Source organism: Clostridium manihotivorum (assembly GCF_004015185.1).
In the GTDB taxonomy this organism is placed as follows: Bacteria; Bacillota; Clostridia; order Clostridiales; family Clostridiaceae; genus Clostridium_AR; species Clostridium_AR manihotivorum.
The window spans coordinates 1,077,300-1,091,839 of record NZ_CP025746.1; the positions used below are offsets into that span (position 1 = coordinate 1,077,300).

The window sequence follows — 14,540 nt, forward strand, 5'->3', positions numbered from 1 at the left end:
CAATACGGTATATGTTCCACCGCTTACTTGTTGTCCATTGCATCTTTGTTTTCAATTACTACAGTAGTAGGCATTGCCTTACCTCTACCTAACTTGTCTGCAACTAGGTTAAAGCCCTTAACAGAAGGGGTATCAGCACTTAAATCCTTAAGACTATCGAAGGATAGCTTAGTGCTATTAAAGGCTATTACAGGAGCTATTATAGCAGCTACAACTAATATAGATATCAATGGATGTTTAACAGATGCTGAGGTAACTTTTTCCCAAAGCTTGTTCTCTTTATGGCCTGCAACATTGTGGGATGGCCAGAAAAGCTTCTTTGCTAATAGCTTCATTATTACTGGAGTTAAAGTGACAAGTTCAATTAGAAGAACTGCAATACCTATAGCAACAGCATTAGCTGAACGATAGATAGGGAAGCTAACAAAAGTAAGACTTGCAAAAGCCATGAAAACAGTAAGTCCACTGAAGATTACAGTTTTACCAGCGGTTTTATAGGTTACAACTACAGCCTCATCTATAGATAAGCCATGACCTAATTCTTCTTTAAATCTATTGAATAGTAAAATATTATAGTCTGTACCTATACCAAATAAAACAAGAATTATAAACATTTGAGTTAAGCTTGTTATTGGGAAGTTAAAGGCATTTATAAGTATACCGATTATTCCCATACTGCATAAATATGAAACTCCTACAGCAAGTAAGGACACGAAAGGAGTAACCACCGAGCGGAACATTAGCATAAGTACCACTAATATAAAGCCAACGGTTATAAAGGCACTTTTATCTACGCCTTTGTTTGTAGCTTCTAAATAGTCGTTATTTATAGCTAACTCACCAGTAATATAATGAGTGGTTTTAACATCTTTTAGAGCATCTTTAAAGCTGTTTACTATGGTTTCACTATCCCTAGTTCCTCTTTCATAAGTAACCTGAGTTATTAGGGTAGTACCATCCTTTGATATCATCTGATCCTTAGCTTCAGGAGTACCAAATGGATCTATTATATTATTTATCTTTAAATCAGTTTTTTTATCTCTAAGCTTATCAAGACCTTTTTCAATGTCTTTCATACCATCATCGGAGATTTTATTTGGGTCATTAAAAACAAATATCGCGGTATCACCCTTTGAGGTTCCCATCTTGTTTATCATCTCTGATGCTAGCTTTGATGGTGAATCTTCACTTATTGAAGCTTGACCTTTCTGGTTTAATATCTGCTTTAGGTTAGGTTGATTTATGGTAAATAATATTGTTGCTACTGCCCATAGAGCTAACAAAACCCATCGAAATTTAAGCATCTTTCTCATGTATTTTTCCCCTTTACTTTTTGTTATTAAGAATATCGGCTATTCCTTTTTTTACATTTTCATCATTGTAAGCAACACCTAATGCCTGAAGATTGTAGATTGTAAGTGCATAAGCATATTCTGTAAGGCTGGTTGAAGTGTCACTTTGAAGCCATTCCATAATTACGTTATATAGTGTTCCAATGAAGGCCAAGGCACAGATTTTTACATCAACAATATTTACGATCTCAAGTTGCTGCATTTCTTGAAAGTGACTTGCAGTGTAAGTAACGTACTTATGAGTCACATCAAATCTCTTTTTTTCAAATCTTGAGTTTAGACCAACTGCTTCAATAAGCAGAATTCTTGCGAAGGGTTTATTTACATCGATAACCTTTAGGAAGAAGGTGATAGCCCTGCTAAATCCTAAATCAATTTCATTATTTATATTGTCTAAGGAGCTTATCAAAGCATTATAGAACTCCTCAGACACGTCATCATAGAGAGTATCGAATAAATCCTCCTTGTTTTTGAAATAAAAATAGAAGGTTCCTACGGATATATCAGCAGCTTCAACTACATCTTTAACAGTAGTCCCATGATAACCTTTCTCTGCAAAAACCCTTATTGCTATGTCTAGGATATGTTTTTTCTTTAAGTCTTTTCTTTCTTGTGTTTCCTTTGAACTTTTGTAAACCATTATATTACCTCACTTCAAGCATAGAATGACGCTTCATTTTATGCTTATTATAATTCTACTGAAAGATAATGTCAATTGTATGAAAACATTTGCAGGAAATTAAGTTATATTTGTATCGATTATAAGTAAATTAGTTCAGTATATAAGAGGGAATTAGGAAAAATATGTTGCAGATATGAAATGTTTTATTGAAGATTAAAAAATAAGTTAATAGTTCAGAGAAAAATATTGTGATGTAGATTGTAGCAAAATTATTATAAAAAAGCTATAATTACATTTTAATATCAAATAATCATAGCTTTTTTACTTATAGGGTTTTTAGAGTTATAGAATTATTGGTATGCAATTTTATAAATATTAAGCTAACTTTTATATTTGCAAATCTATGCTACTTACAGAAGCTATCTTATAAGTATAACTAAAATAGGTAGGACTATGGCTACTATTGCAAGAAGTACAGAGCCAATTGAGCCCAATTTGTTATTTTTCCACTGATATTTGGCGAAATTTATAAGATAAATATTGAAAGCTAATATTATTGGAAATGCTAAAAATTTCATGGCTAATAATCTCCTAATGATTTTCTCCAGAATAGAATACTTCTGAATTATATATCTTTGTGCCGTTACGTCTAATAATAAAATCAACCTTGGTATGAACTTCACAATCTTTAAAATGCTTTAGCCAGTTGTAAGCTTCAAGTTCCTGTATAGTAGAAAAGTCCTTTGCTACGTAGGTACCAAACCTTAATACATCTGATTTGAAGACTATGCATTTTTCTATAGTTTTCTTTAATTGATTTTCTATGGAACGTTTTGCTGTAGCTTCTAGCATAGGTTTTAAATCTTTACTATCATAATCTATGGTACTTTGGATAGAGGCTATATTTGCTTCTAAGAATATATCTAAATCTACTACAGGTTTACTACCTTTTATATTTACCTTTATCTTAGGAGCTTTTTGAGGCATTACCTCAAGGATTACAAACTTTTCTTCTTCTAAAGGATCTTGAAAAAAGAAGAAGCCTTTTTCAAATTCGTTTCTTATTATAAGTAAAGCTCTGGTTTCATCACCAGTTAACTCACCTACCATTTTACCACCGTCAAATACTGCGGTGCCGAATAATTCTATATCTAACCCGCCTTTTCTGGGAAGTTCGCCGGCATAATAAGCACCACCATTTCTAAAATGAATATCATTTATGTTGCCATTACTAGAAAAGTTTTTTCCACTGTTTGGGGAGCCTAAGGGCAGAATGGTCTGCTCCACAGGGCTTTTCATTTCATCTATAGCATTCCTATAGGTTGTTATAGGATAAAAACCTGTTTTTTTTGACTGAAATAATAAGCCTTCTTCCATCTTCGATAAAGAAGGGGTTAGTGCTGGGGAGTTGTTTTCAAGAAAATCCAAGGCTGAACCTTTAGTTACTAAGCAATACATGTCTCTTCGTACATCTCTTTTTCTTATTATTCCATTTATATAGGAATCTATGCCTTCCTTGGCCAAGTCTTCGGAAAACACCATAAACATTGTATGATTGAAGGTTAGCTGTCTGGATATGCAGGAATTTATCATATTCACTCCTATAAAAAAAACAGGGCAATCAACTGATATTAGTACAATATTTCCTTTTTGCTTACTGCTTACTCCAGTGTCTTCACTATTACTTTTCAGCTGAGCATTTGAAGAGCTAAGCTGAACTGTCAATCTAAGTTTATCCTTTACTCCTTTTTCTAGTCCAATACTATATGCAAAAGCATATTCGGTTACTTCACTGGAGTCAAAACACCCAGAAAGAGTGGAAGCTGACATTATGCATATTAAAGCAATAGCAATTATCTTACGCACCTTCAATCACCTTCTTTTTTCGTAGTATAGCAGCAATCAATGCAAGTAATGGCATCACAAAGAACACTGTCCAGCCATACTGTCTTATCATTACTATATAACTCATAAGTGTTACTAAGTCCTTTGGTATCATACTTATTGCAAAAAACACCAATGCTGAAGGTAATATCAAGGGTCTCATATCATCTATATTAAAGGTTTTACAATAAGCAGATAAATAACAGTAAAAAAGTGCACTTACAGAAACTAAAGTTCCCAAGCTCCAAGAAAATATAAATATAGGATCAAGCCTATTAAAGAAAAAGCCTATTTGAATTATTTGTGTCAAGGTATACAAAACAGAAGTTGGTTCTTGAGACTGACCATATCTAAAGATTAAAGTTATTGCTAGATATACAGAGGATATCAACAAGCTTGAGATCAGTAAAGAGGTGAAGCCTGACTTTTTTAGATTTTGTATACCTTGAAGTGAGCTGGCTATGACTCCAAGGATAACTACCTCTCCATAATAAGAACTTTCTTTCAATCCAAAGGTTACAGTTGTTTTAAGCCCGTAACCTAGTATAGGAAATAATCGTGAGTAATCAAAGTGGTTATAGTTCATAATTATGGTACCAACAAGGCTAAGAAGAATAAAATATGCTATTAGCTTAGCAAATCGTGCTATGGTTTCAATTCCTAAATAAGTTAAGAAGCTTATGACTATAAGCTGCAAGCAAATATGAAACTTAAGTGGTGTATTAGGGATAATATAAATTTTAGAAACTTCACTGAATTCTCTGGTTAGAGCAGCTGCACATAGTAATAGCATAATAGCTAGTATTAGGGAAGCTATTATACCTAGTAGTCTTCCAAAGCTAGCCTTAAATGCAAAGATTAAGTCTTTTCCAGGAAAGCGCTTTAATAATAAATAAATGAATAAAAAGCCTAGCATAGCAGTAAGATTCGATATTAGAGTCATATACCAGGCTGCAGTACCAACTGCTCTAATTGCTCCACTAGGGCTTACAAAATATATCTTTACAGCAATAATTATAACAGTAAGGCATACTGCTTCCTTAAGTCCCATCTTTCCTTCCTTAATCATTTTTTTTGTCCTTCTTTCCTTTTTTCTTCCACAAAAAAGAGGCTGGATTTTGTCTTCGTTTATTCAAAGCATTTAGAAAATCAGGCCGCATGCTTTCTAGTTCCATTGGTTTTCTTACAAGGAGACTGGAGAAGTCTTTAGTTGTAGGAGCAATTGGAGAAAGGAACGGAACTCCAAAGGATTTCATGCTGCAAGCTAAAGCACCAATAACTACTATACCTTGTGTTATACCTAAAAAACCAAGCAAAGAAGCTAATAGTATAAAAAGGAATCTTAACATTCTAAGCCCTAAGGCAATAGAGTAGTTAGGGATAGCAAAGCTTCCGAGACCTGTTATTGCAACTACGATTATTAGTATTGGGCTTACAAGCTTTGCGGCTACTGCAGCCTGCCCTAAGATAAGTGCACCTACTATTCCAAGAGTTTGACCTATTACTCCTGGAACACGTATTCCTCCCTCACGTATAAGCTCAAAGGAGAACTCAAGCATAAGTATTTCCATAACTGTTGGAAAGGGGACTTCTTCTTTTGCTGATGACATTGCTATTAATAATTCTGTTGGTATGGCTTCATGATGGAACAGTGATATTGCTATGTATAAAGCTGGAGCTAATACTGTAACTGCCATGCCTAGAATTCTTACAATCCTTAAAAAGGCGCCATACTGCCAGCGCAGGGTTTTATCTTCTTCTGCATGGATGAAATCAAATAAAGTAACAGGCGCAATGCATATGAAAGGTGAGCCTTCAGTTATGATAGCAATTCTTCCTTCGCTTAAATATCTAGCAGTTCTGTCAGGTCTTTCTGTGTGCAAGACCTGAGGGAATATTGAATAGTTATGGTCTTCTATGTATTGACTAAGCATACCTCCGCCTGAAATAAAATCAGTATCTATACTGGTTAATCTTCTTTTGGCTTCATTAACTAAGTCAGGATTTACAATTCCATCAATATACATCAAGGTGCAGAAAGCTTGGTTAGTCCTACTTATTTTAAGCAATTCAGCCTTTAATTTTTGGTTTTTTACAATTCTTCTTATTAATGAAGTGTTGGTCCTCATATTTTCAGTAAAGCCTTCTTGCGACCCAAGGATTACACCTTCAGCAGTAGGTTTTTCAACACTTCTTTTCTCAAAGCCCTTTGAATCTATGATGATACATTGGTTAGAGCCTTCTATAAATAGTGCTGAGTTTCCAATCAATATTTGAATTAATATATCGCTAAAATCAGTAAATTTAGATACTTCATTTGCTGTAATTATGTTACTTAAGATATAGTCATAAATTTCTAAGGAATTTGCATTAGCAAAATATTCATTAAAGCTAGTTGTTTTCATAAGTGGACGTATTATAAAGTCACTTATAAATATCTTATCCACCATTCCGTCAATATAGATGATAAAGGCATCTATCTTTTGAGCAATCTTAAAGTTTCTGATTTTAATATCATTATTATTGGCAAAATCGAACTCAGTCTTAATTCTATCCAAATTTGCAGCTAGCTTTGGTGAAACTAGTGTATTAGAGGCTCGCTCTGAATTTGGTACAGTATTATCTTTATTTGTATTAGAAACATCTGCATTATTGCTATTGCTATCTTTTTGTTCGTTTTCTAGAAGTTCAAAATTGTAATTTTCATTAGGTTTATAAGCGAATATATTCTTGATAATATCTCTAATCATTGGCAATCTTCCTTGCTGATTATTTTATTTTAGTATTACACATATGATGAGCATTATTCATATCTTAAAAAATAGACTCAGTTAAAGTAATGTGTTGAATTTAAGAGACTGATCATCCGATGCTTTAATTCTAATAGCTCACTCATATAACACCTATTGCATGGCCGATTAATTTCAACAATACTAATATATATAGCCCAAGATTATAGGGTAGTTTTAGAGGCCTATAGGTATACCCCCGTATAATATTTGTAATTTATTAGAATTAAGAAAAAATTTTATATGGGTGTATTACAGGTATCTAACTTCAACTATTAATTTATATATGCCAGATAATCACCAGAAGCCTGGATTATAGAACATGTATAAATTAAGTTTTCATAAAGGATAGCTATAGACTATTTATTGTACAAAAATTTACAAAATATTTGTTTTTACTATGGAATTTATTTCAATAAGGTGTATAATATAACTAAGAAGTGATAATGATTATCAATTGCTTAAATTAAGTTTATAGTGAATTGTTAAAAATATAAGTAATTGAGTATTTTAAAGAATTATATATATAGGAAATAACAATAATATTACATATAACATATTGAAAGGAGCAGAACAATGAAAAGATTAGTTTTAATTAGACACGGCGAAAGCCTTTGGAACTTAGAGAATAAATTTACTGGGTGGACAGATGTAGATTTGTCAGAAAATGGACTTATTGAGGCAAGAAAAGCAGGTAAGATATTGAAGGAGAATGGATTTACTTTTGATGTTGCATATACATCAGTACTAAAAAGAGCTATAAGAACCTTGTGGATAATCCTTCATGAGATGGACCTTATGTGGATACCAATTCATAATTCTTGGAAGCTAAACGAAAGACACTATGGAGCCTTGCAAGGGCTAAATAAGCAGGAAACAGCTGAAAAGTATGGAGAAGATCAAGTTCATAAGTGGAGAAGATTTGTAGACGTAAGACCACCTGAATTAAGTAAGGACGATCCAAGATATCCAGGACACGAGATAAAATATAAGGGTTTAAGTGAGGAAGAATTGCCACTTACAGAGAACTTATCAGATACAGAAAAGAGAGTACTACAGGACTGGTTCCAAGAAATAGTACCTGCTTTAAAGGAAGATAAGAAGGTAATAATAGCTGCTCATGGTAATACTTTAAGAGCTTTGGTAAGATACTTGGATAATATCTCTAGTGATGGTATAGCAAGTCTTAATATACCAACTGGCACACCTTTAGTATATGAATTGGATGATGACTTAAAGCCAATAAGACATTACTATCTAGACTTAGATGGAAAACTTCCAGAAGTAGCTATCCCAAAGGATATTAATGAAAGTAATAAGGCTATAGATAAGGAAAAGTAAAGGAAGATGGGCAAAAAATCACTGAAGTAGCTTCAGTGATTTTTTACTGTTAAGTGAAGCATAAAATTTTTGTGTCGCTTCATCGACTTTTTTATTCCTTATAAACCTATATAACAGTTGTATAGTCAGTAATTCCTAATCTATTACCAAAAGGATCTTCGAATTCTACTGCCATCCCAGTTTTTATCTTGAAGGGCTTGGTTAAAAAGTTTACGCCCTTAAGCATTAGTTTGTTATATGTCTCATCCACATTGTCTACTACAAACCAGGTTGTTGGTTTTATGTTCTTAAAGATATTTTTATCTTTTAGGATTATAGCAGGTTCTTGGTCACCTACCTTAAAAGCAACCATTCCTTGACTAGAAAAATCAAACTTCAAGGATAATCCCAAGGTATTCATATAATAATCTTTAGCATAATTTATATCATCTATTGGCAAGAAAAAGTTGTCATAATCTTTCATAAAGAGCCCCCTAATAAATTTATAGCTTTATTAATTTAAATGGTACATTTTTAGCAACTTTGCCATGCAGGAAGTTTCTCCATCATGGATTTGGCAGCACTATTGGCAGCATCTTGAGATAGCCCCTGGGTTCTGATTACGAAATTTGTTAGTGACTCTAATTTCTCTTCATAAGACTGCATTGAGCCGTCAGGTTTAGCACAGTGTTTGCAATAATTCTTAGTCTCATCCCCATTTGGAAAGTCGGAAGTTTTCTCCATTGGCATACCACAAGCAATACATTTTTTCATTTTAATAAATACCTCCTAAGATTTAAATTGTTATTAATTTTATATAATGATTTAATAATTGAGTCCCATAGGTTTTTAACACAGATTGGTCTGATGAAAATAGATCGCTGTTTGTTAGATAGTAGTGAATTAATCCTATCCAGGTATTATATAGAAGATGGATAGGAATAGGGCGAAGAGTTCCTTCTGAAATCTCTTTTTCAGCAGCTAGGCTTATATGGTGAGAAATCATTGAGTTAATAGCTATATAAGTATTTCTGGCCTCAACTGGGAGCCTTCTTCTTTCAAGTATTAGTTTTTCGTAGAAATCTTCAAATTCTGATAAAGCATCTAAATGAGCTTGGAGCACCTGTTCTAAGTTTTTATTCTCATCAACTAGCTCATGTAGTCTAGCTGCAATTTTAGTACCAACAGTATTTATTACTTCTATTATTAAGGCCTCTTGAGTAGGAAAGTGAGAGAACACAGTTCCATGAGATACCTTAGCAGCATTGGCTATGTCTATGGTCTTAGTTGATAATATGCCATTGTTACTGAATTTTTCTGCAGCTATTTCTATTAGCTTATTTCTAGTCTCTCTTTTTTGAATTTGTCTTTTATTTTCTGACATTTAAAAACCTTCCTTTAAATGAGTTAAAACTCATTGAGTTATGACTCAATTATAATGTTGCTGTATTATATTGTCAATAAGTTTTTTGATAAAATATATTTATTATTCTCATTGACACCATATAGAAAATATTATATAAATAAGATAATAATTTAATAAGGTCTTATTAAGAGTGGTGGAGGGACTGGCCCTGTGAAGCCCGGCAACCAGTATGTTGCATACATGGTGCTAAATCCTGCAGCAATGCTGAAAGATAAGAAAACATCTATCTAAATCTCTTTCAGTAAAGAGATTTTTTTGCTATATAATAGAAAGATGTTATCTAAGGCTAGTTATATAAAGGTCTTAGACCAGTTTGTTAAGGTATGCTGTAAATATAGAGAATACTTTTTAACTCTTAACGATAAAGTTATTTTAACGAATTAAATTTTCAATACTTGATATTTATAAACAGTCAGAAAGAAAGGATTGGGGAGTTTTTTATGTCTGATGTTAATAAAAAAAGTAATAGTTTTAAGCAAGAGCTTATAAGCAAAGCTAAAGAGATGGGGGCAAATATAATAGGGTTTACACCAGTGGAGAGATGGGAACAGTTTAAGGATACCTCACAAGAGTACTTTCCACAGAATATATGGCCTGAAACCAGGACTGTAATTGTTTTGGGTATACAAATATTTTTACCAATGCTAGAAACAACACCTTCCATTGTTTATTCTGAGCTGTACAATACAACTAATAGAGTTCTGGATGAAACAGCGTACAAGCTTGCTAATTATCTAAATACCTTAGGCCATAGAGCTTTCTTTTTTCCTAGGGACGGGTATGGAGATATTTCAATTCTTGTAAAGAAACCAGCAGCAGCTTTTTCACATGTTATAGCAGGTAAGTATGCAGGACTTGGGACAATTGGTTATAACCATACTTTGATTACTAAGGAGTTTGGACCAAGAGTCAGATTGGTTTCTATTCTTACTGATGCTGAGATTGAGCCAGATGAACTAATTGAGGGAGAGCTCTGCATTAAATGTGAGATGTGTAAAAAATGTTGTCCTGCAGGAGTCTATACTACCAAGGAGACCTTGATAGCAGACATGGATAAAGTAAAATGTGCAGAATACCATGCCAATCTTAAAGAGGCTTATGCTTTCCCTTGTGGAGTGTGTATCAAGGTATGTCCAATAGGCCAAGATAGAAAGATATATGGTAACAATGCTAAGAAGTATTTAAATGAAAGAGAAGCCTTGGCCACTGGTGTAGGAATTGAGGAATATGCAGGCTGGATTCATACAAGAAACCATGGCTCAAAGGTTATTATAAAAGATTAGATATATTTATGAGGATTTATTTAGTAGGCTTAATTTCAGCATAAAAATTCAATTTTGTATAAACTTTAAAATTATAATTGGGGGATTTATTATGAAAGATAAAAATTTTAGTACAAAACTTACTCATCTAGGAGAGAAGAGTCCAAAATCAGTTTCAAGAGCAAAGACTATTCCTATATCAATGACCTCAGTTTTTGTGTTTGATGACGTTGAGACTCTTGATAAGGTTTATGAAAGTGAAGAAGAGGGCTATGTATATTCAAGAAATGGTAATCCAGGGCATGATGCTTTAGAGGAAATAATTGCTGGAATTGATGAAGGGGAAGAAGCTCAAGTATTCTCTTCAGGAATGGGAGCAATTGCTATGTCTATAGTTGCAAATGTAAAAGCTGGCGATCATATAATAGCTGCTAGTGTACTCTATGGAGGTAGTTATACCTTTCTTAAGGAGGAGCTTTCAAAGTTCAATGTTGAAGTAACTTTTGTAGATGTAGTAAATGAGAGCATAGAACAATATTTTAAACCAAACACAAAAGTGGTTTATGTAGAAACTATATCTAATCCTTTAATGGAAGTTATAGATATAAAGGCTATAGCAGAATTATCTCACAAAAATAATGCTAAGCTTATTGTAGATAACACCTTTGCAACAGCTGTAATATGCCAGCCTCTAAAGCTTGGAGCAGATGTTGTAGTATATAGCGCTACTAAATACTTATGTGGGCATAGTGATGTTACTGGCGGTATAGTTGTGGCTGATAAGGAAAATATAAAGAAGATAAGAAATACTGGAGCTTTATACGGACCAATGATGAGTCCTTTCGATGCATGGCTTTTAATAAGAAGCTTAAGAACCTTGGAGCTTAGAGTAAAGAAGCATTCCGAAAATGCATTAAAGCTGGCAGAATACTTAGATAAGCATGAAAAGATTAAGAGTGTTTATTACCCAGGACTTAAAAACTCACCTTATTTTGACACAGCAAAAGAACTGTTCAATGGGGATGATTTTGGAGGTATGCTTAGTATAGATGTAGTAGATGGAGAAAGAGGTGCTTATGAATTAATAAGAAATCTTGAAAACATAAAGTTTGTTCCAAGTCTTGCAGGGGTTACTACCTCAGTGTCATACCCAGTTAAGACTTCTCATAGAGCACTTACAGATGAAGAACTTAAAAAGGCCAATATATCCAAAGGACTTATAAGAGTTTCTGTAGGGCTTGAAGATATAGATGATATAATAGCTGAGTTTGATAAAGCTTTAGCAAAGCTATAGAAGCTAAAAAGTAGAATTACACCACCTAGTTTTAGGGTAATAACCTTAGCTAAGTGGTGTAATTTTATTTTTAGGCTCTGTTAAAGTACCGTGTTTAAATTAAGTGGTCAGTCATCCGATGCTTAAATGAGCTTGAGCTAATAGCTCGCTCATATAGCATCTCCTTCTTGACCACTTAATTTAAACAATATTATTAAACATAGCCTATTTTTAAAATGATATTTACATATCGTTTAGAATATATAAATGCCAAATTAAAAAATATACGGTGGTGAAGTATAGGATTTAATAAAAGTGCATTAGTTCATCTTTAACTTTTTTACTAGAGAATAAGCTAATTCATTAACTAATAATAAAATACCATATCCAAGTAAGCTTCCTAAAAAGCTGCAGCATATAGATACTATACTATATGTAATAGGTATTGAAATTATTTTAGATAAGCTAAAAAAAATAACTAATGCTAAATCTATATATGATGTTAAAAATAAAACTCTTAGTATTGAGGTTACTTTTGAAGATAGAAAGGACATCCAATAACCTAAAGGCACAAACAATGTAATAGATGCTATCCCCATTAATGCTAGAGAACTGCTTTTTTGAAGATCAATACCAGGCATAGGTGTTCTATTTCCTAAAAAGAATATTATAAGCAATAACATGATTCCTATAACAAAAGATGATTTGTTTCTATAGCTGAATAAGGAATTTTTCATTGAAGCTTTTAAATTATTTATTTCTCCAAAGCTTTCAATAGCTTTCTCTATTGCGTCAGTTTCAGAAAAACCTTCAGAGATGTATTGAACTTTTAACATCATCAGATGGTCCATAAGTTCATCTGTTAGTTCAGATTTTTGTTTTTTAGTAGCCTTTAGGTCAGATACTATGGATTTAATGTACTGGTCAAATGGTCCCATGAAAATCCCTCCCTGCAATTGTTAATAAGTTTATTTAGAACATCCCACTCATTAAGTTTTTGAGACAATACCTTTCTGCCATTGGCGGTGATACTGTAATATTTACGTCTACCCCCAGTTTCTGAATCACCCCAATAAGAGTTTATTAAGTCCTTCTTTTCTAATCGCTGAAGTGCAGGGTATAAGGTACCCTCGCCAATAATATAGATTTCATCACTTTTTTCTTTTAACCTTTTGGCAATCTCGTAGCCGTAAAGATCTTCCTTTTCAATAAGAGATAATAGAAGTATTTCTATACTTCCTCTCATAAGCTCCTTATCCATAAATATACTCCTTTCCATTTATTTATAACCATTGTATTACTAAATACATCGCAATACAATGGTATTTGCGAAAAATATTGCTCATATGATAAAAAAAGTAATTTATAGGTTCTATATAACAAAAGTATGTAATTACTGACAAGCTTCGACTTTTATTGACATGAAGATGGTGAGAACTTATAATTATATCAAGCGAGTACTTACTCGCCTTCGAACGGAGGAAAGTTAATTATGGAATTCTTCATAAAAAGAAAAGAAAGAATAATTTTAACAGCAATTGAGATTATAAGTGAATTAGGGTTTCAAGGACTAGCAACTAAGGAAATATCGCAAAGACAGGGGATTTCCGATGGAACTTTATATAAGCATTTTAGAAATAAGGATGAAATTATATTAGGTATATTAGATTATTTTTCAAAGTTTGATGATAGTATAAGACAATCAATTGAATTAAGTAATTTTTCAGCTAAGGAAAGTATAAGGTTTTTTGTAAAGATGCGTATAGAGTATTACGAAAATTATCCAGCTATCACTGCAGTGGCAGAGCTACATGAGACCTTCAAGCATGAAAGTGAAGAAATTAAAAAAAGAAATAAAGATATTTTTGAGGATAGATATAAATTAATCATGCATTACATAGAGAAAGGTAAGAAGAATGGAGAGTTTCGAGTGGAAGTAGATAGTGAAGCTTTAACCGATATGATCCTAGGTTCTAGTAGAGAAGCTATATTGAAATGGAGATTAAATGATTATAATTTCCCTTTAAAGGATAGAGTTATGAATACAATAGATATGATTTTGAAATATAGCTAATAATACTAATTATAGATAGGAAGGTGTACTTATGAAAAAAATTTTAATTGTTGATGATGCTGCTTTTATGAGAATGACTCTTAAGGCAATACTTGAGAGAAATGGCTTTGAAGTAGTAGGAGAAGCGGTAAATGGTGTTGATGCAGTAAATAAATATATGCTTTTAAAGCCTGATATTGTAACTATGGATATAACAATGCCAGAAATGGACGGGGTTGAAGCTTTAGCAGAGATTAAAAAGAAAGACCCAGCTGCAAAGGTTGTAATGATATCAGCGTTAGGACAAGAAACCTGGGTTAAGAAAGCTGTTATGTTAGGTGCAAAAGGTTTTGTGGTAAAGCCATATAAGGAAGAGTATGTTGTGGAAACTTTAAATAAACTATAAGGGAGTGTCGCGAAATGATTAATTTTTAATCAGGAGCGATGCTCCTTTTCGGCTTAAAGAAAGAAATATCCACAAAATTGAAATATCAAATCAATTTTGTGGATATTTTTGAATTTTAAACGCACTTAAACAAACCTAGCGACCAGGTTCCAT

The 14,540-nt window shown here is 32.8% G+C and carries 16 protein-coding genes and 1 riboswitch; of the genes, 5 read left to right on the forward strand and 11 right to left on the reverse strand.

The genetic code is table 11. The annotated features are described in order from the left end of the window. Window positions 1–23: 23 nt before the first annotated feature. The 6 genes from C1I91_RS04765 to C1I91_RS04785 all read right to left on the reverse strand — a co-directional run bounded on the left by C1I91_RS04765 (window position 24) and on the right by C1I91_RS04785 (window position 6,608). Window positions 24–1,313 carry an MMPL family transporter gene (locus tag C1I91_RS04765; RefSeq protein WP_128211609.1) on the reverse strand — a complete coding sequence of 430 codons (1,290 nt, stop codon included), beginning with the start codon at window positions 1,311–1,313 and terminating at the stop codon, window positions 24–26. A 13-nt stretch (window positions 1,314–1,326) separates the two neighbouring features. Then, window positions 1,327–1,992, reverse strand: coding sequence for a TetR/AcrR family transcriptional regulator (locus C1I91_RS04770; RefSeq protein ID WP_128211611.1), 666 nt, complete (start codon window positions 1,990–1,992; stop codon window positions 1,327–1,329). Window positions 1,993–2,393: 401 nt separating this feature from the next. Beyond that, window positions 2,394–2,552 carry a hypothetical protein gene (locus C1I91_RS28010; RefSeq protein ID WP_164880440.1) on the reverse strand — a complete coding sequence of 53 codons (159 nt, stop codon included), beginning with the start codon at window positions 2,550–2,552 and terminating at the stop codon, window positions 2,394–2,396. Window positions 2,553–2,565: 13 nt separating this feature from the next. Then, window positions 2,566–3,840, reverse strand: a complete 1,275-nt coding sequence (locus C1I91_RS04775; protein ID WP_128211613.1) for a Ger(x)C family spore germination protein — start codon at window positions 3,838–3,840, stop codon at window positions 2,566–2,568. Beyond that, a complete protein-coding gene (locus tag C1I91_RS04780) occupies window positions 3,833–4,927 on the reverse strand; it encodes a GerAB/ArcD/ProY family transporter (protein ID WP_128211614.1) in 1,095 nt (364 codons plus the stop codon). Before C1I91_RS04780 ends, C1I91_RS04775 begins: the two co-directional genes overlap by 8 nt. After that, window positions 4,920–6,608, reverse strand: coding sequence for a spore germination protein (locus C1I91_RS04785; protein WP_128211616.1), 1,689 nt, complete (start codon window positions 6,606–6,608; stop codon window positions 4,920–4,922). The genes C1I91_RS04780 and C1I91_RS04785 overlap by 8 nt, the downstream gene beginning before the upstream one ends. 615 nt (window positions 6,609–7,223) lie before the next feature. Between C1I91_RS04785 and gpmA the strand changes: the two genes are divergently transcribed. After that, window positions 7,224–7,988 (forward strand): 2,3-diphosphoglycerate-dependent phosphoglycerate mutase, encoded by a 765-nt coding sequence (gene gpmA / locus C1I91_RS04790; protein ID WP_128211617.1) that lies wholly within the window; start codon window positions 7,224–7,226, stop codon window positions 7,986–7,988. A 106-nt stretch (window positions 7,989–8,094) separates the two neighbouring features. Here the strand turns inward: gpmA and C1I91_RS04795 are convergent, their stop codons facing one another. Genes C1I91_RS04795 through C1I91_RS04805 form a run of 3 tightly spaced genes read right to left on the reverse strand, consistent with a single transcriptional unit; the run spans window position 8,095 to window position 9,351 of the window. Further along, window positions 8,095–8,451, reverse strand: a complete 357-nt coding sequence (locus C1I91_RS04795; RefSeq protein WP_128211619.1) for a VOC family protein — start codon at window positions 8,449–8,451, stop codon at window positions 8,095–8,097. A 50-nt stretch (window positions 8,452–8,501) separates the two neighbouring features. After that, a complete protein-coding gene (locus C1I91_RS04800) occupies window positions 8,502–8,741 on the reverse strand; it encodes a zinc ribbon domain-containing protein (protein WP_128211621.1) in 240 nt (79 codons plus the stop codon). Window positions 8,742–8,763: 22 nt separating this feature from the next. Beyond that, on the reverse strand, window positions 8,764–9,351 hold the full coding sequence (locus C1I91_RS04805) for a TetR/AcrR family transcriptional regulator (RefSeq protein WP_128211623.1): 588 nt from the start codon (window positions 9,349–9,351) through the stop codon (window positions 8,764–8,766). A 160-nt stretch (window positions 9,352–9,511) separates the two neighbouring features. Beyond that, window positions 9,512–9,611: riboswitch (SAM riboswitch) on the forward strand. Window positions 9,612–9,833: 222 nt separating this feature from the next. Here C1I91_RS04805 and C1I91_RS04810 point away from each other — a divergent pair. Then, window positions 9,834–10,676 carry an epoxyqueuosine reductase gene (locus tag C1I91_RS04810; protein ID WP_128211625.1) on the forward strand — a complete coding sequence of 281 codons (843 nt, stop codon included), beginning with the start codon at window positions 9,834–9,836 and terminating at the stop codon, window positions 10,674–10,676. Window positions 10,677–10,767: 91 nt separating this feature from the next. Continuing rightward, window positions 10,768–11,949, forward strand: coding sequence for a trans-sulfuration enzyme family protein (locus C1I91_RS04815; protein WP_128211627.1), 1,182 nt, complete (start codon window positions 10,768–10,770; stop codon window positions 11,947–11,949). A 299-nt stretch (window positions 11,950–12,248) separates the two neighbouring features. Here C1I91_RS04815 and C1I91_RS04820 read toward each other — a convergent pair whose 3' ends face one another. Both C1I91_RS04820 and C1I91_RS04825 read right to left on the reverse strand, forming a co-directional pair. Next, window positions 12,249–12,866, reverse strand: coding sequence for a permease prefix domain 1-containing protein (locus C1I91_RS04820; protein ID WP_128211629.1), 618 nt, complete (start codon window positions 12,864–12,866; stop codon window positions 12,249–12,251). Then, window positions 12,833–13,189, reverse strand: a complete 357-nt coding sequence (locus C1I91_RS04825; protein WP_128211631.1) for a PadR family transcriptional regulator — start codon at window positions 13,187–13,189, stop codon at window positions 12,833–12,835. Before C1I91_RS04825 ends, C1I91_RS04820 begins: the two co-directional genes overlap by 34 nt. 231 nt (window positions 13,190–13,420) lie before the next feature. Here C1I91_RS04825 and C1I91_RS04830 point away from each other — a divergent pair, with 231 nt between their 5' ends. Together C1I91_RS04830 and C1I91_RS04835 are read left to right on the forward strand one after the other, a co-directional pair. Next, complete coding sequence (locus C1I91_RS04830) at window positions 13,421–14,002, forward strand: TetR/AcrR family transcriptional regulator (protein WP_128211633.1); 582 nt, start codon at window positions 13,421–13,423, stop codon at window positions 14,000–14,002. Between the two features lie 31 nt (window positions 14,003–14,033). Further along, a complete protein-coding gene (locus C1I91_RS04835) occupies window positions 14,034–14,387 on the forward strand; it encodes a response regulator (RefSeq protein ID WP_128211635.1) in 354 nt (117 codons plus the stop codon). Window positions 14,388–14,540: the final 153 nt, after the last annotated feature.